The sequence below is a fragment of the Bacteroidia bacterium genome (genome assembly GCA_037045145.1).
GTDB lineage: Bacteria > Bacteroidota > Bacteroidia > AKYH767-A > OLB10 > OLB10.
In genome coordinates, this window is sequence record JBAOIA010000012.1 from 748,777 (window position 1) to 770,636 (window position 21,860).

16 protein-coding genes are annotated in these 21,860 nt (G+C 37.7%); 11 read left to right on the forward strand and 5 right to left on the reverse strand.

Annotated features, from left to right (window positions below; all coding sequences use genetic code 11):
- Positions 1–2 precede the first annotated feature (2 nt).
- Positions 3–1,451 (reverse strand): redoxin domain-containing protein, encoded by a 1,449-nt coding sequence (locus V9G42_12670; GenBank protein MEI2760274.1) that lies wholly within the window; start codon positions 1,449–1,451, stop codon positions 3–5.
- Between the two features lie 216 nt (positions 1,452–1,667).
- Between V9G42_12670 and V9G42_12675 the strand changes: the two genes are divergently transcribed.
- A complete protein-coding gene (locus V9G42_12675) occupies positions 1,668–2,846 on the forward strand; it encodes a hypothetical protein (GenBank protein ID MEI2760275.1) in 1,179 nt (392 codons plus the stop codon).
- Between the two features lie 4 nt (positions 2,847–2,850).
- Here V9G42_12675 and V9G42_12680 read toward each other — a convergent pair whose 3' ends face one another.
- The 3 genes from V9G42_12680 to uvrB all read right to left on the reverse strand — a co-directional run bounded on the left by V9G42_12680 (position 2,851) and on the right by uvrB (position 7,100).
- Positions 2,851–3,258 carry a hypothetical protein gene (locus V9G42_12680; GenBank protein ID MEI2760276.1) on the reverse strand — a complete coding sequence of 136 codons (408 nt, stop codon included), beginning with the start codon at positions 3,256–3,258 and terminating at the stop codon, positions 2,851–2,853.
- Entirely contained in the window at positions 3,255–4,931 is a 1,677-nt protein-coding gene (gene hutU, locus V9G42_12685; protein MEI2760277.1) for a urocanate hydratase, read from the reverse strand. Before hutU ends, V9G42_12680 begins: the two co-directional genes overlap by 4 nt.
- A gap of 138 nt (positions 4,932–5,069) precedes the next feature.
- Positions 5,070–7,100 (reverse strand): excinuclease ABC subunit UvrB, encoded by a 2,031-nt coding sequence (uvrB, locus tag V9G42_12690; GenBank protein MEI2760278.1) that lies wholly within the window; start codon positions 7,098–7,100, stop codon positions 5,070–5,072.
- A 280-nt stretch (positions 7,101–7,380) separates the two neighbouring features.
- Between uvrB and V9G42_12695 the strand changes: the two genes are divergently transcribed.
- The 4 genes from V9G42_12695 to V9G42_12710 all read left to right on the forward strand — a co-directional run bounded on the left by V9G42_12695 (position 7,381) and on the right by V9G42_12710 (position 11,913).
- On the forward strand, positions 7,381–8,133 hold the full coding sequence (locus V9G42_12695) for an isoprenyl transferase (protein MEI2760279.1): 753 nt from the start codon (positions 7,381–7,383) through the stop codon (positions 8,131–8,133).
- Positions 8,126–10,624: an outer membrane protein assembly factor BamA gene (gene bamA / locus V9G42_12700; protein MEI2760280.1), complete on the forward strand. Its 2,499-nt coding sequence runs from the start codon at positions 8,126–8,128 to the stop codon at positions 10,622–10,624. Before V9G42_12695 ends, bamA begins: the two co-directional genes overlap by 8 nt.
- A gap of 101 nt (positions 10,625–10,725) precedes the next feature.
- Positions 10,726–11,376: an OmpH family outer membrane protein gene (locus V9G42_12705; GenBank protein ID MEI2760281.1), complete on the forward strand. Its 651-nt coding sequence runs from the start codon at positions 10,726–10,728 to the stop codon at positions 11,374–11,376.
- Positions 11,377–11,403: 27 nt separating this feature from the next.
- On the forward strand, positions 11,404–11,913 hold the full coding sequence (locus V9G42_12710; protein ID MEI2760282.1) for an OmpH family outer membrane protein: 510 nt from the start codon (positions 11,404–11,406) through the stop codon (positions 11,911–11,913).
- 286 nt (positions 11,914–12,199) lie between these two features.
- Here the strand turns inward: V9G42_12710 and V9G42_12715 are convergent, their stop codons facing one another.
- Positions 12,200–13,171, reverse strand: a complete 972-nt coding sequence (locus tag V9G42_12715; GenBank protein ID MEI2760283.1) for a YitT family protein — start codon at positions 13,169–13,171, stop codon at positions 12,200–12,202.
- Positions 13,172–13,313: 142 nt separating this feature from the next.
- Between V9G42_12715 and V9G42_12720 the strand changes: the two genes are divergently transcribed.
- The 6 genes from V9G42_12720 to V9G42_12745 all read left to right on the forward strand — a co-directional run bounded on the left by V9G42_12720 (position 13,314) and on the right by V9G42_12745 (position 21,858).
- Positions 13,314–13,733 carry a DoxX family protein gene (locus tag V9G42_12720; GenBank protein ID MEI2760284.1) on the forward strand — a complete coding sequence of 140 codons (420 nt, stop codon included), beginning with the start codon at positions 13,314–13,316 and terminating at the stop codon, positions 13,731–13,733.
- Between the two features lie 16 nt (positions 13,734–13,749).
- Positions 13,750–14,595, forward strand: coding sequence for a universal stress protein (locus V9G42_12725; protein MEI2760285.1), 846 nt, complete (start codon positions 13,750–13,752; stop codon positions 14,593–14,595).
- A 149-nt stretch (positions 14,596–14,744) separates the two neighbouring features.
- Positions 14,745–18,005 (forward strand): reprolysin-like metallopeptidase, encoded by a 3,261-nt coding sequence (locus V9G42_12730; GenBank protein MEI2760286.1) that lies wholly within the window; start codon positions 14,745–14,747, stop codon positions 18,003–18,005.
- 115 nt (positions 18,006–18,120) lie between these two features.
- A complete protein-coding gene (locus V9G42_12735) occupies positions 18,121–20,019 on the forward strand; it encodes a hypothetical protein (GenBank protein MEI2760287.1) in 1,899 nt (632 codons plus the stop codon).
- Between the two features lie 183 nt (positions 20,020–20,202).
- Positions 20,203–20,541, forward strand: a complete 339-nt coding sequence (locus V9G42_12740) for a YfhO family protein (protein ID MEI2760288.1) — start codon at positions 20,203–20,205, stop codon at positions 20,539–20,541.
- A gap of 12 nt (positions 20,542–20,553) precedes the next feature.
- Positions 20,554–21,858 carry a glycosyltransferase family 4 protein gene (locus V9G42_12745; GenBank protein MEI2760289.1) on the forward strand — a complete coding sequence of 435 codons (1,305 nt, stop codon included), beginning with the start codon at positions 20,554–20,556 and terminating at the stop codon, positions 21,856–21,858.
- The last annotated feature ends 2 nt before the right edge of the window (positions 21,859–21,860 follow it).

A 21,860-nucleotide genomic window follows, 5' to 3' on the forward strand; every position in this document is an offset into this window, starting at 1 on the left:
TCTTAATGAGCCGGTTTTTCAGGGTTTTTAATACCCTCTATTTTCATGTTAAGTTTCTTCGATAAAATATCTGCCAGAATCTCCACATCTATCTTTTTTGCAACGATTGTTTTATTACTATCTAACAAATAAATCTGAGGTGTGCTTGTTATATCAAATTCATATCTGAAATTATTCTGATACTTTGGGTCCGCAACATTTATCCAATCTAAATGCTTTTCCCGAATAAACTTTTTCCACTTCTCCATTTCAGTCTCTGTACAAATTGCATAAACCTCTGCCCCTTTTCCTTTTACAATATTATATAGTTTCTCAACTTCCGGAACTACTTTCTGACAATGACCGCAATCCGGATCCCAAAATAACAAAACTGTATATGGCGTTTTAATATTATACAATGCTTGATATGTACCACTGGAATCCTCCATAATTAAATTCTTTACTTTTTGACCAATCAAAATTGGTTCGAGGACTTTTACCCGTTCTTGAATTTTATACAGTGTTGTTGAGTCAACCCATGTTGCCTGATCTTTGGTATAATAGGTCTTTGCCATGTGTACAAAAACGGCATCCATTCCCATAATATTAGATGTCTCATAAGTATTGGTAAGATACCAAACTACATATTTGAAAATTTCCGGATTTGCCCGTGCCTTTGCCACCAACATATCTGCTTCTTTGTTTATGCTGTCAGGTACCTGCATTACTAGTTTTTTGATATAGGTATCCAATTTGGTATGAAACAGAGGAGTTCTCAACAAACGTGCATCAGAAAAATCAACATTGTCTAAATAATGTGCTTTATAATAACGATAGGCAAAGGTTGAATCTTTCATGCCGTTGGCTAACAAAGGTGCCTCAGGCACTTCGGGTTCTTGTGAGGTTTTAAAAACTTTACTCAATAAAAAGTCCGGGTAATCTGCTATATACTTTAATTTAAAATCGGTTACAACCTTGCCAAGGTCTTTTAATTTATCAAGAGCATCAAGACTGTCTTTAGGAGTCTTTGCGTTATGCATAGCAGATTGTAATGACTCTGCCTCCTTTTGTTTTTCCATTACAAAACGCAGATAGTTGTAAAATTTCTGATTGTCATCAGAGCCCTTTACGACCATATTCTTTACCATCTCGGCAGTGTCTGTTTCCATGGTAAAGTTTTGTTCTTTATCTATTATCAGTTCAAAATACTTTTTTCCCGGAACAACAAACAAATAAATACCCCCAGGCAATTTCTCTTTACTTTTAAAAATAACCATTCCTGCAGCATCTGCTTTTGCAGAATCCTGAATATATTGTTTGTCTCCAAAGTAATTTGCGAGATAATAAAGCGAATCTTTATAAACAGGTGTTATCTTTATTTTTACCTGATAGCCATCGGAAGATGCATTACTTTTAAATACACTAAGGATGAATGCGGTTAACAAAACCGGTATGAATTTGATTTTACTCATAATAAATTTAAAGGTTTGTAAAAGTATAGTTTTTACGTATCAAACAAAATAGTTTTTGTAAAACTACCAGCCATTTTGTGAAATGAAAATGAACATGTTTGACTAAATGATTATTTTTCTACAGGTGCTTCTGAAAAACTTTTGAGCATCTGCACAATTTAGCAATATTTTGAATGTTATCATTGCAATACGAATCGAAAATTTAATCTATATCCAATGAAATTCCGACTCACTTTGCTGTTGCTTCTGATTTGTACACAACTAAATGCACAAACAGGCCTAGACAAATCCGAAATGCGTGATATGATTGCTATATGTAATAGTTTCACATTTATTGATTTGTATAAAAGTGATAAAGACATCATTCCCAAAGATTATCGTAAAGTTTATACTTCAGGAGTTTTTGGCATGGATAATAAATTTCAGATCTACAAGAAAAATCACACTGCGGTTATTCATTTCAGAGGCTCCACAGACAAGCAGGTAAGCTGGCTTGAAAATATTTATGCAGCCATGATTCCTGCACAAGGAGTTATAAATTTAGAGGGAGAAAATTTTAATTATCAATTTGCTGATGACACAAGTGCTGCGGTTCATAGTGGCTACTCATTAGGATTGGCATTTATGCATGTAGAATTAATTGACAGGATTAAGATACTTAACGATGATGGCATTTACGACATCATCATTACAGGACATAGTCAGGGTGGTTCTTTAGCCAATCTTGCCACTGCATGGCTCAATAATATTAAAGGCAAGGAAATTTCAGCAAAAAATAATTTCAGAACCTATGCATTTGCAGCACCTATGATAGGTAATCAGGCATTTGTAAATGAATACAACCGTAAGTTTTGTGCAACACATAAAAGTTTCAATATAGTTAACATTACTGACCAAATTCCAACATTCCCTATTTCGTATAATGACAGCACCTCATTAAAAAACAGTTTATGGGGAATGCTTTTTGACAATCAATCATTCAATGCAAAAAAAGCTGCAACCGAACAGGGAATTATAATGCTTGAAGATAAATTAGGTCAGATTTTAAGAAGTGTTTCCGAGTCGGCACATAAAAGAATTGTTAAAAATGTTGGCTATGCCGAATTGCCTGATTATAAAAAAGAGTTTAACTACAAACCCATTGGCAACAGAGTTGAATTAGAGGCAGCACCTTACCCACTTATATTGCGCGACTCTTCAATTTTGCAAAACGATTCGCTCATGCAAGTTTACAAACGTGATTCAAAAGGCAAATTTACTGACGAAAACCTTTATAAAAAGGCTGGCTGGGGATGGCAACATAAACCCTACAATTATTACGCAACCATTTTAAGAATGTATTTCACGGCAGACTATGTTAGGCTGAAAAGAAAATATTTACCTGAAAATCTCTGACAAGTTATCTTGAATATTTCGCAGAAATATTACTCATATTGCTGCCTAAGGAAGCAGAATAATTGAGTTTCACTTCGCTGTTACTGTAAATCCCTGATCCATTTATTAAATAACTGTCATCATACTGATTAGGGATTACAACACTTGTTCCACTGACAACAGCTTTTACAAATGTTGATCCGCCAAGATTGTAGAAATTTGAAATCATTATTGTATCATCAACACCAACTTTTGAAATGCTGACCGAATAAAGTGGGTCTGTTACACCAGTTGTTGTATTAGAATCACGGCATGTCCAGCTTCCGGTAAATTTATCTCTGTCATCACCTGTGTTATCATTTTCTGGTGTACAAGCTGTGAATGCCAGCATCACCAATGTCAATAAAAATAATATTCCCCTGTTTTTTCTCATGCCAGTCTATCACGCAAATTCAAACGGTGTTTTCTTGCTGTATCAGCTGCAATATCATAACCAGCATCAAGGTGTCGCAGAACTCCCATAGCCGGGTCGTTATGCAACACACGTTTTAACCTTGTTGCTGCATCAGCAGTACCATCGGCAACAATTACCATACCTGCATGTATGCTGTAGCCAATGCCTACGCCACCACCATGATGTAAGCTAACCCAGCTTGCACCACCGGCAGTATTGATCAATGCATTTAGTATTGGCCAATCTGCAATGGCATCACTACCATCTTTCATAGCTTCTGTTTCGCGGTTTGGAGAAGCCACACTTCCACAATCCAAATGATCGCGACCTATAACAATGGGTGCCTTTACTTTACCTGATTTAACCAATTCGTTAAAAGCAAGACCTGCCTTTTCGCGTTCTCCTTGTCCAAGCCAACAGATACGTGCAGGCAATCCTTGAAAAGCAATTCGTTTTTGGGCCATCGCTATCCAACGGTGCAGACCTTTATTATCAGGAAACAGTTCCAGAATTTTCTTATCGGTTTCATAAATATCATTGGGGTCTCCACTAAGTGCTGCCCAACGGAATGGACCTTTGCCTTCGCAAAATAACGGACGTATGTAGGCAGGTACAAACCCCGGAAAGTCAAATGCATTTTTTAATCCCATCTCCAAAGCCTGCTGACGAATGTTGTTTCCATAATCAAACGTCACAGCACCTTTATTCTGTAAAGCAATCATCAGTTCTACATGCTTTCGCATGCTTTGTTTAGAGCGTTTTATATACTCTTCAGGATTGGTTTCGCGTAAAACTTTTGCATCTTCCACATTTAATCCTTCAGGGAAATATCCTACCAGAGCATCGTGTGCCGAAGTCTGATCGGTTAATGTGTCCGGGATGATATTTCTTTCCAACAATCGTGAAAGCAAATCTATGACATTACCAATATAGGCAATTGAAACAGCTTCCCCTTTTTGTTTTGCTTCAAATGCACGGTCAATTGCTTTATCCAAATCAGAAAATTTTTCATCCAGATAACGTGTTTGTATTCTCTTATCAACACGCCACTCTTCCATTTCTGCTGCAAGACATGTTCCTTCATTCATTGTAATGGCTAAGGGTTGTGCGCCACCCATACCACCAAGTCCGGCAGTAACATTTAATGTATTTTTTAGTGAGCCGCCAAAATGCTGACGTGCCACCTCTCCAAACGTTTCATAAGTACCTTGAACAATACCTTGCGAGCCAATATAAATCCAACTTCCTGCCGTCATCTGTCCGTACATAATCAAACCCTTTGCTTCCAACTCACGAAAATAATCCCAGTTAGCCCAATGACCAACAAGGTTTGAGTTGGCAATAATTACTCTAGGAGCATCTTTATGTGTTGGCAAAATTCCAACAGGTTTGCCTGATTGCACCAATAAAGTTTCGTCTTCATTAAGGTCGCGCAATGCTTTTACGATGAGATGGAATGACTCTACATTTCGTGCTGCTTTTCCGGTGCCGCCATAAACAATTAAATCTTCGGGACGTTCAGCCACATCGGGATCAAGATTATTATGCAACATTCGCAATGCTGCTTCCTGTGCCCATCCTTTGCAACTTAGTGTTGTACCGGTAGGTGTTTTTAATTTGCTGATATCTAATTTATCTGAAATTACTGTCATGATTTATTAACTTAACAATGCACAAAGATAATAGTTGATAGCCATTTTTAAAACACTTTAACCTGTGACATTGGTTTGAAGAAGTTTTATGTTTTTTCTACCCTGAGGCTTAAATGTTTTTAAAAACCGCAAAAAAAATTACACCGCTCTGTTAAAACGATCTTTCATCAGCTTTTGTAATTCAAACATTTCATCACGCAAGCGCGCGGCTTCTATAAAATCCATCTCTTTTGCTGCAACCTCCATCTGTTTTTTTGTTTTGATGATGGCATTCCCCAACTGCTCTGCTGTCATAAACTGAACTACAGGATCTGCTGCAACAGTAATCGCTTCACTTTCAACATAGGCATTCGCAGACTTTGAACCGGAGACAACTGTCTGCTGTAAAATCATTTCGCGCGATTTATTCAATGGTGTAGGAACAATATTATTTTCTATATTATACTTTGTTTGTTTCTCGCGCCTGCGGTTTGTTTCATCAATGGTCTTTCTCATGCTCTCTGTAATCTTGTCAGCATACATAATCACACGACCGTTTATATTACGCGCAGCACGTCCCGCTGTCTGTGTCAATGAACGGTTGCTTCTCAAAAAGCCTTCCTTATCAGCATCCATAATTGCCACCAGTGAAACTTCAGGCAAATCAAGACCTTCGCGAAGCAAATTTATTCCAATTAAAACATCAAACAACCCGAGACGAAAATCACGCAGCAATTCTACCCTGTCAAGAGTTTCAACTTCACTATGAATATAGCGACATCGGATTGAAAGCTTGGTCAAATATTTAGCTAACTCCTCTGCCATGCGTTTAGTTAATGTTGTCACTAGCACACGTTCATTCTTCTTTACCGTTACATCAATTTCTTCTAACAAATCATCTACCTGATTACCGCAAGGTTTTACTTCAATCAAAGGGTCGAGCAATCCTGTTGGTCGAATCAATTGTTCTACAATTACACCTTCGGATTTTGTCATTTCATAATCAGCAGGTGTTGCACTGACAAAGACAACTTGCTGTTGCAATGTTTCAAACTCTTCAAACTTTAAAGGTCTGTTGTCCATAGCTGCAGGAAGCCTGAAACCATATTCTACCAGATTAACTTTCCTAGAACGGTCGCCTCCATACATGGCTCTTAGCTGAGGTATGGTTACATGACTTTCATCAATGACCATAATATAATCTTCCGGAAAATAATCGAGAAGGCAAAAAGGGCGCATGCCGGGTTCACGTCCATCAAAGTAGCGTGAATAATTTTCAATACCTGAACAGTATCCCAATTCCCGAATCATTTCAAGGTCGTGAGTCACTCTGTCATCGAGGCGTTTGGCTTCAAGATGTCGGCCTTGTTCTTTAAAATAGTCCACCTGCTTTACCATATCCTCCTGAATTTGCCAGATGGCCTTCAGTTGTTGTTTTGCATTGGTAACAAAAATGGTTGCCGGAAAAATTGCCACATGATCTAATATCTCAATCCGTTTTCCTGTTGCAGGTTCAATACTTTCTATTTCTTCTATTTCATCGCCAAAAAAAGAAAACCGCAGTGCTCGTTCAGCGTAGGCTAAAAACAAATCAACCGTATCGCCCTTTACCCGAAAAGTGCCGCGTTTAAATTCTGTTTCTGTACGTGAATACAAAGCGGTTACCAATGCATGCAAAAAAGTATTGCGACTGATGCGCTCACCTTTTGAAATTCGGATAATACCCTTTAAGAAATCTGCCGGATTTCCCAATCCATATATACAACTCACACTGCTTACCACAATAATATCTTTTCGTCCAGAAAGCAAGGTTGATGTTGTACTTAACCGAAGTTTTTCAATCTCATCATTAATGGCAAGATCTTTTTCAATGTAAGTATTGGTAGTTGGAATAAATGCTTCCGGCTGATAATAATCGTAATAAGAAACAAAATATTCAACAGCATTATCAGGAAAAAACTGTTTAAACTCTCCATAAAGCTGTGCTGCCAGCGTTTTATTATGACTTAAAATTAAGGTGGGACGTTGTACTTTCTCAATTACATTGGCAACGGTAAAGGTTTTTCCACTTCCGGTTACGCCCAAAAGGGTTTGGTGCCTGTCGCCTCTGTTTAAGCCTTTTACCAACTCTTTAATGGCCTGGGGCTGATCACCGGTAGGCTTAAATGGTGAGTTGATACGAAAATCCATTTTACAAAGATGCGTAAATTAAGCAAGTAAACTACGGACAATTTATACATTTTTACGAGCAGGAAAAAAAATTAACTTGTTTTCATAAACAGCACATTTAGGTTCATTTATGTTGCAAAATGTCAGCTAAAGTCTATTCCCTTTCAAATGCAAAAAAATGTTAAAAGACTATTGTGAATATTAATGTTTTGTGAAACGACATAAAATCGTTAAAAATGCGTTAAAAAGTTAAACTTCAACATTCGGTTAAAATTCTAAATTTGCGCCTTCGTTTTGACGAATGAGTATAAAAAATCAGATCATAACAAACCTTCTGCCCCGGCATGTGGCCATCATTATGGATGGTAACGGACGATGGGCAAAAAAGCAGGGTAAACTCAGAATGTTTGGGCATCAGCATGGTGTAGCTGCCGTTCGCGACACTGTGGAAGGTGCTGCAGAATTGGGTATTGAATACCTGACGCTTTATGCTTTCAGCACTGAAAACTGGAATAGACCTGCTATTGAAATCAATGCATTGATGGAGTTGTTGGTAAACACTATTTCGAAAGAAACCAAAACGCTGATGGATAATAACATCAGACTAAATGCCATTGGAGATATTGAAAGTCTGCCCGGCCGATGCAAGAAAAATCTTAAAGCCGCTATTGATAAAACTTCTGGCAACAGCAGAATGACCCTAACGCTGGCATTAAGCTACAGTTCGCGATGGGAAATTACCCGAGCCATAAAACACATTGCTCAGGATGTTAAAGACGGCAAACTTAATGCAGAAGAAATCAACGACTCATTAGTAGAGAAATATTTAACCACTGCCGGAATTCCCGATCCTGAACTGCTCATCAGAACAAGTGGCGAATACAGAGTATCTAATTTTTTACTGTGGCAGATTGCCTATAGCGAATTTTATTTCACCAACAAACTTTGGCCCGATTTCAGGCGCGAAGATTTTTTTGAATCAATCGTTAGTTATCAAAACCGCGACAGAAGGTTTGGTGGCGTAAACGAATCAACAAATGCCAAACATGCATAAACACATTTTAGGTTTACTAACCTTTTTAATATTGCTTTCAACTTTTTCCATTGCACAGGTAACTGTTGGTGACGATCAGGTAACGTTAGACTATAACAATCCCAAAGAGTACGAAATAGCTGCTATTACTGTCAGTGGAATAAAATATCTCGATCAAAATGCATTGAAAATTTTATCAGGACTAAGTGTCGGAGAAAAAGTAAAGGTGCCGGGCGAAAAATTTACCAAGGCAATAGAAAACCTTTGGAAACAAGGTCTGTTAACCGATGTGAAAATTGTTGCTACCAGAATTGAAGGTAAAAAAATATTTATTGACCTTCAACTTCAGGAAAAACCCCGATTAAGTAAGTTTACATTTACGGGTGTACGAAAAGGTCATGCTGATAAAATTCGCGAAAAAATTCAGATTTCAAAAGGAAGAGTGCTATCTGATAATGCACTTAACACTGTAAAAACTCAGGTACTTGATTTTTATAAAGAAAAAGGATTTTTGAATACTGAAGTTAACCTGACAACAATTAAAGATACTACTGAAACAAACAGTGAAATTTTAGCTATCAATGTCAACAAAGGCAAGCGTGTAAAAATTCACAGAGTAAACATCATAGGCAATGAAGAAGTAAGCAGTGTTAAATTAAAACGAGCCATGAAAGGCACACGTGAGCAACGCTGGCGTTATTTTTTCAACTCCAAGAAATTTGACGAGGATAAATATACTGATGACAAAAGCAATTTGATTTCAAAATATAACGAGAAAGGTTATCGCGATGCACAGATAATAAGTGACAGTATTTACCCTGTCAGTAGCAGAAGAATCAACATTGATATTAAAGTTAATGAGGGCAATCGTTATTATTTCAGAAATATCAGCTGGATTGGAAACACCAAATACACCTCTGCTGAACTAAATAAAGTTTTAGGAATAAAACCGGGTGATGTTTATAATGCCAAGAGACTTGAAAGTTCACTTTACATGAGTGAGTCTAGCCGTGACATTACTTCGCTTTACATGGATGATGGATATTTGTTTTTCAATATTGATCCTGTTGAAGTATCTGCAGAAAATGATTCAATAGATTTGGAAATGCGAATTTATGAAGGTAAGCAGGCAAGGATAAATCATGTTACAGTTAAAGGAAACACCAAAACAAATGACAGAGTAATTTTACGTGAGATACGTACCAAACCCGGGCAGCTTTTCAGCAGAAGCGATATCATCAGAACACAACGCGAATTATCGCAATTAGGATACTTTAATCCTGAAAAAATGGGAGTCAACCCAAAGCCAAACCCGGTTGATGGTACTGTTGATATTGAATATGAAGTAGAAGAAAGACCTAACGATCAGGTAGAACTTTCCGGAGGATGGGGAGCCAATCAGGTTGTTGGAACATTAGGTGTAACATTCAATAATTTTTCTGCCAGAAATATTTTAAATACCAAAGCATGGCGGCCACTTCCTGCCGGTGACGGACAACGATTAAGCATCCGTGCTACTACAAACGGAATTTACTATCAGTCATATAATGCTTCCTTTACAGAACCCTGGCTTGGAGGTAAAAAGCCTAATGCACTAACTGTTTCAATATATCATTCTATTCAAACGAATGGCTTAAAAAAATCGAACGACAACAGACAGGCTATATTTATTTCAGGTGCAACTGTTGGATTACAAAAAAGATTGAAATGGCCTGACGATTACTTTACACTCTACTCAGGAATTAATTACGGGCTTTATACGCTGAAAAATTACCGTTCCACATTCTTATTTACCGATGGAACATCAAACAATATTTCTATTGAAGAAAATTTGACCCGCAGCAGTGTAGATCAGCCTATTTATCCGCGCAAAGGATCAGAAATTTCTTTTTCTGTGCAGTTTACACCTCCGTACTCGGCATTTACGAATAAGGATTATTCGAAGTTAGATACCAAAGAAAAATACAAGTGGATTGAATATCATAAGTGGAAATTCAGTGTAGCCTGGTACACCAAACTTCTTGGCAACCTGGTTATGTATAATAAAATGCAGTTTGGCTTCCTTGGTTTTTATAACAAAGGCATCGGGCAGTCGCCATTCGAACGTTTTTACGTTGGTGGTGATGGCCTATCCGGCTATGCACTTGATGGTCGTGAAATTATTGCATTGCGTGGTTATGAAAACAGTGCGCTTACTCCAACAGACAACATTGGTAACGATGTAGGCGGGACTATCTACGATAAATTTGTGACTGAATTACGTTACCCTGTCTCACTCAATCCAAGTGCAACAATTTATGTATTGGGTTTCTTTGAAGGCGGCAATGCATGGTCAACATTCAGAGAGTTTGCCCCTTTTAGTTTAAAGCGTTCTAGTGGTGTAGGTCTTCGTGTATTTCTGCCTATGTTTGGCCTGCTTGGTCTTGACTACGGCTGGCGTCTGGACCCACAACGTGACGACCCACGCACCGGTGTTGGCAAGTTCTCTTTTGTTATCGGACAACAGTTCTAAACCTATTCATCCGTTGTTCACGGCAATTGGTGTTAGTGGTACGATATTTAGTATATGGTTAAGCTAAAATCATATCTTTGCACACATTAATTAAACGTAAAATGAAAAAGATCATCATCGCATTAGCACTCTTAGTAGCCTCTTCCATTTCAGTAATGGCTCAGAAGTATGCATACGTTAACTCTCAGTATATTTTAGATAATATTCCTGAGTACAAATCAGCTATGCAACAATTGGATCAGATTTCTGTAAATTGGCAAAAAGACATTGAAGCTAAATATGCAGTTATTGACAAACTGTATAAAGACTATCAGGCAGAGCAGATATTACTCACAGAAGACATGAAGCGCAAGCGTGAAGCAGAAATCACCGCAAAAGAAAAAGAAGTAAAAGAACTCCAGAAATCAAAGTTTGGTTATGAGGGCGATTTGTTTAAGAAAAAACAAGAGCTCATAAAGCCAATACAGGATAAAATTTATAATGCTGTAAAGAAAATGGCAGTAGATCAGAGCTATGCTGTTATCTTTGACAAATCAAGTGACCTTACTATGCTTTATACCAATCCAAAGTACGACAAGAGCGATGAAATTTTAAACGCAATGGGCTATAAAGCCAAAGTAACTGAAGGTGGTGGCAAATCGGGCGGAACTTCCGGTTCATCAGGCAGTGGCAGCAGTACCGGCACCAAAGACAGTGGAAAAAGCATGGACTCTCCATCACGCTCTGACGAAGCACAACCAATAAAAAAATAACAAATTATATCATCCAATAAATTAATCATGACAAAACCAATTAAATTTTTTATTGCCGGAGTATTTGTATGTAGCAGTTTATTTGCATCAGCTCAAATAAAATTAGGACACATTAACTCCACACAATTACTGGCAATGATGCCGGAAACTAAAACAGCAGATTCTACTTTACAAAAGTTTGGTGAAACATTACAAGCTCAGATGAAAACTATGACTGCAGAATATGATTCAAAAGTTGCCGAATATCAGGAAAAAGCCAGTTCTATGGCAGAACCAATTAAAGCTGCTAAAGAAAAAGAAATACGTGATTTAGGCGACCGTATTCAGGACTTCCAGGAGTCTGCACAAACTTCTGTTCAAAAGAAAAAAGAAGAAGTCTATTCTCCGATAATCAAAAAAGCTGACGAAGCTATCAAAGCTGTTGCAAAAGATAAAAGCTACACCTACATATTCGATTCAAGCGTTGGTGCACTACTTTACACAAACGACTCTGACGATATTATGAGTATGGTAAAAGAGAAATTGAAGTTGAAATAACAGATTGATTTAAAACCAAAAAAAGCCGCCCGATGGGCGGCTTTTTTTATGACCAATCTTCTATTTTACGTTGTTAAATTACTGGCTTTTGATGATTGAAAGCTTTGTGTAGCAATGATGACTGTTTTAGAATAAATGAAAGTGTTCTTTCCCGGATTATTTGAAAATGAGTCTTTTATTATATGTATTCAAATTTCAATACCACTTTAACTCCATATATCCTTACTATGAAATTAAAATCATCAACTTTCTACATGACAAACAGATGTTTTACACTAACAACTATTTAAAAATCTTTTAATGTTCTTTTCTTAATCATGCCACCCTTTGTATCACGAACGGTATTCATAATGATAAACGCATTAGGGTCAATATGCTCTATTTCAGTTTTAAGTTTAGCTATTTCTAATCTGGTAATAACGGTGTAAATAATTTCAATTTCCGCAAGATTATGTCCGTTTTTTCCATAACCACGCTTACCGTTATATATCGTCACCCCCATGTTTAATTTTTCTGTAATCAACCTTCTGACTTCATCACTGTGTGATGAAATGATTGTCACACCGGTATATTCCTCTACTCCTTCAAGAATAAAATCAATTGTTTTTGACGCTGCCAAATAAATTAAAATTGAATACATGGCAACTTCAATAGAAATTAACACTGCGGCAAAACTGAAAATCACAATATTAAAAGCAAAAATAATTTCGCCAATTGACAATCCTGATCTCCGGCTGATATAAATTGCAAGTACTTCTGTACCGTCAAGCACTGCACCACCACGAATGGCAAAGCCTATACCCATGCCAAGAAAAAAACCACCGAAAATCGATACGAGTAATTTATCATTAGTTACTATTGGATATGGGATATAATAAACTGCAAGGGCAAGAAATACAATGGCAATAATACTCTTAACAGAAAATCTACGGTCAATTTGTTTATAGGCAAGAATTAGAAACGGGATATTAATGATAACTATTAATACTGAAACACTAATGACTGTCTTTAAACTTACAAGGAGTGAAATTCCGGTCACGCCCCCATCAATAAACTTATTTGGCATCAAAAATCCTTTCAACCCAAATCCAGCTGAAATAATTCCTAATGAAACAAAGGCTAAAGAAACAAGTGCCTGCCTGACACTTATTCTGAAACGGTAATATTCATGTGCAACAACATATCGCGAACGAGCTAACTTATAATTTTCTTCGTTCTCTTTATACTGTTTAAAACGATCTGTTATAAATGATAACATAGATGTATAAAGTTACAAATTTAAAATATTTTTCTTTCTCTTTTCTAAATACCCTTTGCATAAGCTTCTAAACATCACAACATTCTGTGAGATAAATCATGTATAACTAACTTTAAGTTTTTACCTTTGTAAAAAAATAATCATGTACAATATTTGGTCACCTGAAGTTTTTGCTGTATTTCTATGCAGAGTAGTTCTAGGTATTTTGTTTTTGTTTCAGGGTTATGAAAAACTGTTTACCATAGGCATAACTAAAGTAACAGAAATTTATCGTTCAGAATTAGTTAAAAAAGGATTCCCTCTCTCTGTTGTTAAACCTCTGCTGACATTATCATCGTTTATAGAATTTGCAGGAGGATTTTTATTAATCATCGGGCTTTTTAAATATTATTCTTTATACCTCCTAGGCTTGAATATGATTGGTGCATCTCTTGCCTTCAGCATCATGCGACCCATGTGGGATTTACAACATGTTTTCCCCAGATTGGCTTTGCTAGTTGCCTTACTGATTTTACCTGAAGCATGGGATTTAATTTCTATAGATAACTTCTTAATAAAATAACAAAATCGCTATTGATATGAAAATTATTCTTTGTCCGACAGACTTTTCTTCTAATGCAACACATGCTGTTGCCTATGCAAGTGAAATGGCACTGAAAAGCAATGCCAGTTTAATACTACTGCATACATTCGAAACACCAATTTTATACAGTGATGTAGCATTTGTAACGGTACAATATGATTATAAAGTATTACATGATGCTGCAGCAAAAAAGTTGAAGAAATTCAAAGAGAAGTTTTTTGTAAATAAGTATGCTAAACTAAAGGTAGAGTTAATACTGCAACAAGGATTAGCCTCTGCACGTGTAATGGAGACAGCATCTGAAAAGAAAGTTGATATGATTGTTATGGGAACAACAGGTGGTGGTGCAGGAGAACGGTTTTTAATTGGCAGCAATGCTGGTCGTGTTGTAAAAAATGCACCTTGTCCGGTACTTCTTATTCCACCACGTGTTAAATTTAACGGGCTAAAAAAACTTGTTTATGCAACTGACCTTTCAGATGACAACCTGAACAAAGCATCAGAGCTGATTCCGTTTGCTAAGGAGTTTAACAGTGAATTGCTATTTCTGTATATTGACACAACAACTTTATCGAAAGATGAAATAGATGTCAAAAAAATAACAGATTTGGTACGTAAAAAAGTAAAATATCAAAAACAATCAGGATATGTATGTACCGATGTTTCAATTCAGAATGGCGTAAGTCACTTTCTTAAAAAATTCAAAGCTGACGCCTTAGTGATGTACACCCGACATCGAAACTTCTTCAAAGGCTTGTATAAGCCAAGTATAGCAAAAAGCGTGTCATACAACACCAAGGTTCCCTTACTGGTATTACATGAAAACGACACCCTTTTTTAACTTTACAAGGGGCTGAGATTACTCATTTATTAACTGGCTGCTATCTATAATAATACTTGTTTCTGTTACTGCTACTTTAGCGGAATAATCGTTGCATGAGGTAAATTCATGCAGCATTTCCAAATCAAACAAAAACAAATTAAATAAAAATGCAAAACTTTACTTTAAGTAAATTAGCCATGCTAATCATTGCAGTGTTGCTCTATGGGCAATCAACTGCCGGAAATAACTATTGGAAACCTGTTGAGAAGGTTTCTTTATCCGGACTGGAAAAAATGAATCGAAACACCATACCGTCAAATGCATACTATTATGAATTAAACTTGCAGCAACTGAAAAGTTTATTGCAGCAAGCACCAAATCGCGGTCAGCAATCAAACCTGATAATTGAATTCCCTGATGCTTATGGGAAAATGCAATCCTTCAAAGTTTATGCTTCACCTATAATGCCTGAAGTACTTTCAAACAAGTATCCAATGATTAAAACATATTGTGCACAAGGTATTGATGACCCTACTGCAACAATGCGTTTCAGTGTTACACAGTTTGGTTTGCATGGCATGATATTATCGGGAACTAATCCAACAAATTATATTGACACCTATACCAAGGATATAAATTACTACATCGTTTATGACAAAGCTTCTTTAGCCGGCAATGCTCGCAATTTTGAATGCCTAACCGATGAAGATGCAGAGTTACCAAGCATGACAAATTCTGTGGCTGGCATTAACAACAATACCGATGATCAGCTATTGAGAACTTACAGACTTGCATTGACTTGCACCGCTGAGTATGGAAATATTTTCGCCACCACTCCAGGTAATGAAAAAGCCGACATTTTTGCACAGATGACGATCACCATGAATCGTGTAAATGGTGTTTACGAACGCGACCTTGCAATTACAATGGAATTTGTTCCAAACAATGACACTTTGATTTATTATGGAAACACCGCACAAGATCCATGGTCTAATGAATGGAATACAAAGACAGCTCAGGTTTGTGATCAATACATTGGAGTAAACAATTACGACATCGGACATAACTTTAATACCACAGGTGGTGGCAATGCAGGATGTATTGCCTGTGTTTGTTTAAGCTCTTCACAAAGCGGTACACATAAAGGTCGTGGCATGACTGGAAGTGCCAACCCAACAGGCGACCCTTTTGACATTGATTATGTAGCCCATGAAATGGGGCATCAGTATGGTGGCTATCATATTATGAACACCTGCAGCCGAAGTGGTAGCGGCAACACAGAAGTAGAACCCTGCAGTGGCAGCTCCATCATGGGCTATGCAGGTATTTGCTCTGTAAACATACAACCACATAGTGATGATGATTTCAACTACGTTAATGTAAGAGATATTTCTGCCAATGTACAAACCGGTAGCAGCACTTGCGCAGTAACTACCGCTTTAACCAACAACCCACCTACTGCCAGTGCCGGTGCTGATTATACCATTCCCAAAGGCACAGCTTTTGTTTTAGAAGGATCTGCTACTGATGCTGATGGTATGGCATCATTAACATACAACTGGTGTCAGAACGACCCTGCACAGGCACCATCAAACAGTAGCCCACAATCAACATGGGCGGTAGGACCTTTGTCACGAGCAATAAAACCCGGAACATCTCCTAACCGTTATATGCCCAATCTGAGAAGTGTTGTACTTAAAAACTTATATCCTACATGGGAAAAAACTCCCGATGTAGCCAGAACTTTAAACTACTCTTTTATTGTTAGAGATAACGATGTGAATGGTGGACAAACAGCCTCGGATCTAATGCAAGTAACTGTTGCTAACTCAGGGCCATTTGTTGTTACTTCACAAAACACACCTACAAACTGGAATGCAGGTGCTTCAGAAACTGTAACCTGGAATGTTGCAGGAACAGATGCTGCTCCGGTTAATTCACCATTCGTAAATATTTTTCTTTCTCTCGACAGCGGATTCACTTACCCATATACACTTGCAACCAACGTACCTAATAACGGCAGTGCCAATGTTGTAGTACCAGCAGGTGCTGCTTCGCAATGGGGACGTGTGATGGTTCGTGGTGCAGGCAATATTTTTTATGCACTAAACGGAAGCTATATCAACATTCAGGCATCAGAATTTGTGATGAACATGAGTAATTCAACACAAAGTGTTTGTCCTCCAAATGACATTACTTATAATTTTATGTATAACACTTTTCTGGCATTCAATGAAACTACTGTATTTTCTATATCTGGACTTCCTGCCGGTGCAACTGGAACATTTACTCCTGCCACAGCAGTAAATGACAGTACTCCTGTACAATTGCTGATTACAGGATTAACTCCTTCTATGACCGGAACATATAATCTTACTATTACAGGAACTTCTCCATCTGTAACAAAGTCAACCTCTGTTACACTTGATATTTTAGACGTAAACTTACCTGCCGCAACATTAACACTGCCTGCTGATGGAAGCAGTGGCATCGCTTCTGTTGCAACTTTAACCTGGCAAGCTGCTTTAAGCCCGGGAACACTGTTTGATATTGAAGTTGCCACAGATTCATTGTTTACGAATGTAATTGCTTCTGCAACCGGCATCAGCACAAACACTTTTACTACTAACCCGTTGCTATCAAGTACAACCTACTATTGGCATGTGAAGTCGTATAATTCATGCTTTGCAAATAGCTTCAGCGCCTCATGGTCATTTACAACCAACAATTGCTCGAATTTAGCAAGTGCAAATGTTCCTGTTGTTATTCCGTCAAGTGGTGCTCCTACAGTTACTTCAACATTAAACATTGCTTCAGCAGGAACTATTACGGATGTCAATGTAGTTGGTCTTACCGGTACGCACACATGGATTAGTGACCTTACAATAAGTATTAAAAGTCCACAAAACACAACGGTAACATTGTTTGATCAGATTTGTGGTAATGAAAATGACTTTGATTGTAATTTTGATGATGCCGCAGCACCCGGTGCGCTCCCTTGTCCCCCTGTAGGTGGTGGCACTTATAAAGCCGTTACACCGCTGAGTGTATTCAATGGACAACAAGCAGCAGGCAACTGGACATTAACAATAACCGACCATTTTAATTCCGATGGTGGCTCATTGAATGGCTGGGGGCTTGAAATCTGCACCACTACACCAACAGGAATTGAAACCCATCTTGTTTCTACTGCTATGATTCTTTATCCTAATCCTGTAAAAGAATTATTAAACATGAATGTTGCAGGTCAAAAAGGAGAGTATATTTTGATAGAGATTAAAAATATTGCAGGACAGGTGATAAAAGCTATCCATGTTCTTGCAAATACAAAAGTTTCTGTTGATGTTCAAGACCTATCAGCAGGCATGTATTTTGTTACAGCCACTGGCAGTCATGTAGAAACACAGCGCTTCATAAAAGCAAAGTAATTTTCCCATATAAGCTAAAAGCCTTAATGTCCCCGATGTTAAGGCTTTTTTATGCCTGAAAAACAACAGCATTATTCCTTTACAAACTATTACATTTGCCCAATAAAGAAATAGTATGCAGATAAACTTCAAGAAGTTAATCCCTCACGGCATAGCCATCGTAATTTTTTTACTCTTAACAGCCGTTTATTTTTTACCTTTATTCGAAGGTAAGGGACTGAGTCAACATGATATCGCTCAATGGACAGGGATGAGCAAAGAACTAACTGATTTCCGAGATAAATATCATGTTGAACCTTTATGGACAAATGCTATGTTTAGCGGAATGCCCGCCTATCAGATTTCAACTTTGTATCCGGCTAATCTGATTCAATATGTCAATGACCTTTTATTTTTCTTTTTACCTTCTCCTGCCTCCTATGTATTTCTTGCTCTATTAAGTTTTTATATTCTGATGCTGGTGCTGAAGTTTGATTACAGGATGGGAATTGCAGGTGCCATTGCTTTTGCCTTTTCAAGTTACAATTTTGTAATCATTGCCGCAGGACACAATTCTAAAGCTCATGCCATTGCCTTGATACCTTTGGTATTTGCATGTATCATCCTTACATTTAGAGGGAGGCTTTGGTTTGGTGGTGCCATGACAGCAATGGCACTTGCCTTGCAACTTTATGCCAATCACCTTCAGATAACCTATTATCTGATGATTGCAATTTTAGTCATGACCATTGCATATTTCATTGATGCCGTCATGAAAAAAGAGTTAGGTGGCTTTATGAAAAGTGCCACCGTACTGGCCATTGCAGCAGTGATAGGCATTTTACCAAATTATACCAGTCTGGCTGCAACTTATGAGTATGGAAAATATTCCACTCGTGGACCCAGTGAGCTTACTTCTAAAAAAGAATCATCAGGCCTCGATAAAGATTATGCATTCAGCTACAGCTATGGTATCAGTGAGACATTCACACTCATCATTCCACGTTTTCATGGTGGAGCATCTGTCAGTCCGCTGGATGAAAATTCTGCCACCTACAAGGCATTAACAAGCAATGGTGTGCCTGTTCAACAAGCAAAAAGTTTTATTCAGGCAGTGCCACTCTATTTCGGTAATATGCTTTCAACATCAGGCCCTCCTTATGCAGGTGCAATTGTTTGCTTTCTTTTTGTTGCGGGTTTTATGCTTATAAAAGGAAAAGAAAAATGGTGGCTGCTGGTGGCAACAATACTATCATTTATGCTTTCGTGGGGTGAAAATTTTCTTTCTTTCAATGAGTTGTTCTTTTATCACTTTCCCGGATACAATAAATTCAGAGCTGTGAGTATGATACTAACCATTGCCCAGTTCACAATGCCATTGCTCGCTCTTCTTGCAATGAAAGAAATATTTGATGGTAAAACCAACAAGAACGATATATTAAAGTCACTCAAAATAGCATTTTATATTACCGGTGGATTTTGTTTGCTATTTACCTTACTTCCCGGTATGTTTAATGACTTTAGCTCGCAAGCAGATGAACAACTGAAACAATATGACTGGCTGATTACTGCCATCAAACAAGACCGCGAAAGTGCCGTGAGAATGGATGCATTACGCTCGTTATTTTTTATTGCTGCCACTTTTGGTGTACTATGGTTTATGTTAAAAGATAAAATAAAAACAAACGTTGCAGTAATTACTATTGCCATTCTTTTTATTGTTGACTTATGGCCTGTTGGAAAACGCTACCTCAATGACAACAATTTTGTGGCAAAAAGTAAAACACAAAAACCTTTTGAACCCACTGCTGCAGATACACAAATTTTGCAGGATACTACACCCGGATTCAGAGTACTGAACACAACAGTAAATGCATTCAGCGATGCCTCTACCTCCTATTTTCATCGCAGCATAGGTGGCTATCATGGCGCTAAATTAAAACGCTATCAGGAACTGATTGAAAATTGTATTTCAAAAAATAACATGAGTGTGCTTGACATGCTCAACACCAAATATCTTATTGTAAGCGGATAAAGGACAAACAGCCTGCAGGCACAACTTAATCCCGGTGCAATTGGTGCTGCCTGGTTTGTTGATACTGTAAAAATGTTGCAAATGCCGATGCAGAAATAGCTGCATTGGAAAATTTCAATCCACGAACTATTGCCTTCGTTGACGAGCGATTTGAAAATACATTAAAATCATTTGCACCTCAACATGACTCTACGGCTACCATTAAAATTAACTTCTATTGTATGTAATGACTTGGTTTATGAAACGCAGACGGCATTGCCGCAGTTCTGTGTATTTTCAGAAATTTATTACGATAAAGGATGGAATGCTTACATTGACGGGCAAAAAGCTGACTATGTGCGGGCAAACTATGTGCTGCGCGCCATGGCAGTACCGGCAGGAAAGCATAAAATAGAATTTAAGTTTGAACCTGAAGTTTACTTTACAGGAGAAAAAATTTCACTTGCAGGGTCAATTGTTCTTCTGTTGCTCTTTGCAGCAGGTGCATGGATTGAAGTAAAATCAGGAACCGATAAGAAATAACAGTTCATTGCCTTGAAAAAAGTATTAATCATCACTTATTACTGGCCACCTAGTGGTGGTGCAGGTGTGCAGCGATGGTTAAAATTCTCAAAATACCTTAGTGAATTTGGTTGGGAGCCTGTAGTGTTTACCGTTGCTAATGGCGAATTTCCGGAACAAGACAATTCCTTGTTAAAAGACATTCCAAAAAATCTGGAAGTTATTAAAGTACCCATCAAAGAGCCTTATGTAATTTATAAACTGCTGACAGGTCGTAAAAAAAACGAGAAGATTCATGCAGGATTTCTGACAGAAAAGAAAAAGAAAAGCTTTCTTCAGGATTTTGCCGTGTGGGTGCGAGGCAACTTTTTTATTCCAGATGCAAGGATGTTATGGATCAAACCTTCGGTGAAGGCATTGCAGCAGTGGTTAAATACCAATACCGTTGATGCCATTGCCAGCACAGGCCCTCCCCACACCTGCCATCTGATAGCCATGCAGCTAATAGACAAAACGGGATTGCCTTGGTTAGCAGATTTCCGTGACCCATGGACCAATATTGATTTTTACAAAGATTTAAAACTAACACGCTGGGCAGACAAAAAACATCACCGCCTGGAAAAAGCTGTAGTAACTACAGCCGATGCCGTTGTCACCGTAGGAAAGACCATGCAAGAGGAGTTTGCAACTCAGTTTAGCAGAAAGATTGAATGTATTACCAACGGCTACGATGATGATGATGTTGTAGCTGCTGCACTGTCAACAGATAAACAATTCAGCATTGCCCATGTAGGCACTATGGTAAAAACACGAAACCCTGAAAGCTTATGGAAAGCCTTACAACAGCTTTTAATAGAAGAGCCTTCTTTAAAGGATCACCTTCAGATAAAGTTAGTCGGTAAAGTAGATACTTTAGTAAATAGCGCAATAGAAAATGCCGGCTTACTGCAATTTGTTTATCGCATAGACTACATTCCTCATGATGAGGTAGTGCGCATACAACAACAATCACAAGTACTACTACTTGTGGTCAACAACACTCCCAATGCCAAAGGTGTGGTGACCGGAAAACTTTTTGAATATATAGCTGCTAAACGACCTATATTGTGCATTGGCCCCACAGATGGCGATGCAGCAAAAATTATTGTTGAAACACAAAGTGGACATTGTGCAGCTTATGATGATGTCGCCAGTATAAAAACTATACTCAAAGATTATTTCAATAAATTTTTGAAAAGCGAACTTAAATCCGATGCAAAAAACATTGAAGCTTTTTGCCGTAGAAATTTAACAGAGAAACTGTCTGTGGTGTTAAACAACATTACTCAAAACAAATAATA

What these genes read in the sequence shown, in the direction of transcription:
- V9G42_12735 (MEI2760287.1), top strand. Translation starts at nt 18,121, where the DNA reads ATGCAGATAAACTTCAAGAAGTTAATCCCTCACGGCATAGCCATCGTA.
- V9G42_12720 (MEI2760284.1), top strand. Translation starts at nt 13,314, where the DNA reads ATGTACAATATTTGGTCACCTGAAGTTTTTGCTGTATTTCTATGCAGA.
- V9G42_12680 (MEI2760276.1), bottom strand. Translation starts at nt 3,258, where the DNA reads ATGAGAAAAAACAGGGGAATATTATTTTTATTGACATTGGTGATGCTG.
- bamA (MEI2760280.1), top strand. Translation starts at nt 8,126, where the DNA reads ATGCATAAACACATTTTAGGTTTACTAACCTTTTTAATATTGCTTTCA.
- V9G42_12740 (MEI2760288.1), top strand. Translation starts at nt 20,203, where the DNA reads ATGACTCTACGGCTACCATTAAAATTAACTTCTATTGTATGTAATGAC.
- V9G42_12725 (MEI2760285.1), top strand. Translation starts at nt 13,750, where the DNA reads ATGAAAATTATTCTTTGTCCGACAGACTTTTCTTCTAATGCAACACAT.
- V9G42_12695 (MEI2760279.1), top strand. Translation starts at nt 7,381, where the DNA reads ATGAGTATAAAAAATCAGATCATAACAAACCTTCTGCCCCGGCATGTG.
- uvrB (MEI2760278.1), bottom strand. Translation starts at nt 7,100, where the DNA reads ATGGATTTTCGTATCAACTCACCATTTAAGCCTACCGGTGATCAGCCC.
- V9G42_12705 (MEI2760281.1), top strand. Translation starts at nt 10,726, where the DNA reads ATGAAAAAGATCATCATCGCATTAGCACTCTTAGTAGCCTCTTCCATT.
- V9G42_12730 (MEI2760286.1), top strand. Translation starts at nt 14,745, where the DNA reads ATGCAAAACTTTACTTTAAGTAAATTAGCCATGCTAATCATTGCAGTG.
- V9G42_12675 (MEI2760275.1), top strand. Translation starts at nt 1,668, where the DNA reads ATGAAATTCCGACTCACTTTGCTGTTGCTTCTGATTTGTACACAACTA.
- hutU (MEI2760277.1), bottom strand. Translation starts at nt 4,931, where the DNA reads ATGACAGTAATTTCAGATAAATTAGATATCAGCAAATTAAAAACACCT.
- V9G42_12670 (MEI2760274.1), bottom strand. Translation starts at nt 1,451, where the DNA reads ATGAGTAAAATCAAATTCATACCGGTTTTGTTAACCGCATTCATCCTT.
- V9G42_12710 (MEI2760282.1), top strand. Translation starts at nt 11,404, where the DNA reads ATGACAAAACCAATTAAATTTTTTATTGCCGGAGTATTTGTATGTAGC.
- V9G42_12715 (MEI2760283.1), bottom strand. Translation starts at nt 13,171, where the DNA reads ATGTTATCATTTATAACAGATCGTTTTAAACAGTATAAAGAGAACGAA.